This window comes from Acetobacter sp. DsW_54, assembly GCF_002153575.1.
Lineage (GTDB): Bacteria > Pseudomonadota > Alphaproteobacteria > Acetobacterales > Acetobacteraceae > Acetobacter > Acetobacter fabarum.
This window is the reverse complement of sequence record NZ_JOPD01000049.1, coordinates 1-1,515: the sequence shown is the minus strand read 5'-3', so window position 1 is coordinate 1,515 and position 1,515 is coordinate 1. Positions and strand designations below refer to the sequence as shown.

General features: G+C 57.4%; 4 protein-coding genes. 1 reads left to right on the top strand and 3 read right to left on the bottom strand.

Annotation, left to right across the window (positions count from 1 at the left end; genetic code table 11):
- Positions 1-126 (top strand): carbohydrate porin (locus HK20_RS12325; protein WP_086647333.1); only part of this gene is annotated, 126 nt, incomplete at its 5' end.
- Positions 127-233: 107 nt separating this feature from the next.
- Here the strand turns inward: HK20_RS12325 and HK20_RS12320 are convergent.
- The 3 genes from HK20_RS12320 to HK20_RS12310 form a co-directional block, all read right to left on the bottom strand.
- Positions 234-959, bottom strand: a complete 726-nt coding sequence (locus tag HK20_RS12320) for a CbtA family protein (protein ID WP_086647334.1) — start codon at positions 957-959, stop codon at positions 234-236.
- Between the two features lie 30 nt (positions 960-989).
- Positions 990-1,208 carry a CbtB domain-containing protein gene (locus HK20_RS12315; RefSeq protein WP_086647335.1) on the bottom strand — a complete coding sequence of 73 codons (219 nt, stop codon included), beginning with the start codon at positions 1,206-1,208 and terminating at the stop codon, positions 990-992.
- Positions 1,209-1,389: 181 nt separating this feature from the next.
- A partial coding sequence (locus HK20_RS12310; RefSeq protein WP_086647333.1) for a carbohydrate porin occupies positions 1,390-1,515 on the bottom strand: 126 nt, incomplete at its 5' end.

Genomic DNA, 1,515 nt, shown 5'->3' with positions numbered 1-1,515 from the left:
GTCATGCAGCCGGACTTCCAGTATGTCTGGAACCCTTCGGGCGGGATCCCCCTCTCGTGGGGGGATTCACCCAAACGGATCGGGAATGAGGCCATCTTCGGCCTCCACTCCAGTATTACTTTCTAATCCGCAGGACGTGTGGCCTTGTTCAGGCAAGGCCATACGCTCCAACAAAAAAGGGCCACGCAGTTGCGTGGCCCTTTTTTTATACCGGCATAAAGGCTGCTCTAGCGTTAGCGCGCCTGCGCACGCGGGGACTGCAACAGTTTTTCGGCCAGTGCGCCAAAAACCAGCCCCAGAGAGGACCACATGACAAGCTGCATGCCAATGGCTGCCTCGCGGAAGCGCCAGAGCACAATGGCGGGGAAATTACCCGGGACCTCGTTAATGTCTGGCAGACCGAACTGCGCCAGAACCACAAGGGCCAGCCCTAGGGCAATGCCGCACAATGCCGCGTTCCAGCGACCCAGAGATGCCACCAGCGCCCGACCGACCAGCAGCGAGATCATGGAAATGGCAATGGCAATCCCCACCATGGCAAAATACATGGCTGTACGCAGGCCAATGGTTTCCTCCAGCCCCACAGCGGGTGGGTTGGGCGGATATTTAAGGTCGGGGATAAGGACAAAGGTTAAAAAGCCAACACCCGCAAGCAGCAGCGCCAGTACGCGCGGGCTGGACAGGTTCAGGCGTTTGTAAGCCAGAGCAAACACAATGGCGAACGCGCCACCATAGGCCGCACCATACATGAGCACTGCGGTCAGCAGGCCATAGGATGCCTGCACCGAACGGCTGACCAGTTCGGGCTCAGGCGCGATACCTGCTGCGGCGTCCTGTGCGGATTCAAAGGCAATGGCCAGAGCCACCTGTGGCTCGCCAAACAGTTTGGCAAACACAAAGGTCAACAACGCAGCCACAATACCCGCGACCATACCGCGGGCGAGAAGACGACCAACCATGAGATGAGTTCTTTCCTGACGCCTAGTTATTTAATGGCAGGGGAAGCCAAGAAGGTGGCGGCCGTCATGCACGAATTCGTGCACGGAATGGCCAGAAATAAGGGAGGTGGCACCCTGTTCCGCACCCACAAAGTAAATCAGCAGTGCTGCCATGATCAGGCCGAACACGCCCCAGGGCAGAATCTCACGCAGGGGGATACCCGCATCGGTCACCAGTGCGGGGGCATTTGTATGAACGGATGTGTTCATGGTGTTATCCTTTTCTTTCTTGGCAAGGTGGCACAACGCAAAACGTGTGCGGATCGGTCAGAAAAAACTGCGTACTCTCATGGTTGTCGTGGGTGCATCATAGAATTATGGCATCACACGGCAAGAGTTTTAACCGACGGTCCGCCATCCTCCTGCGTCATTCCCCCTGCCTGCTGGGTCATTAGAAAGTAATACTGGAGTGGAGGCCGAAGATGGCCTCGTTCCCGATCCGTTTGGGTGAATCCCCCCATGAGAGGGGGATCCCGCCCGAAGGGTTCCAGACATACTGGAAGTCCGGCTGCATGAC

Coding starts and splice junctions, on each gene's coding strand:
- HK20_RS12315 (WP_086647335.1), bottom strand. CDS start 1,208: ATGAACACATCCGTTCATACAAATGCCCCCGCACTGGTGACCGATGCG.
- HK20_RS12320 (WP_086647334.1), bottom strand. CDS start 959: ATGGTTGGTCGTCTTCTCGCCCGCGGTATGGTCGCGGGTATTGTGGCT.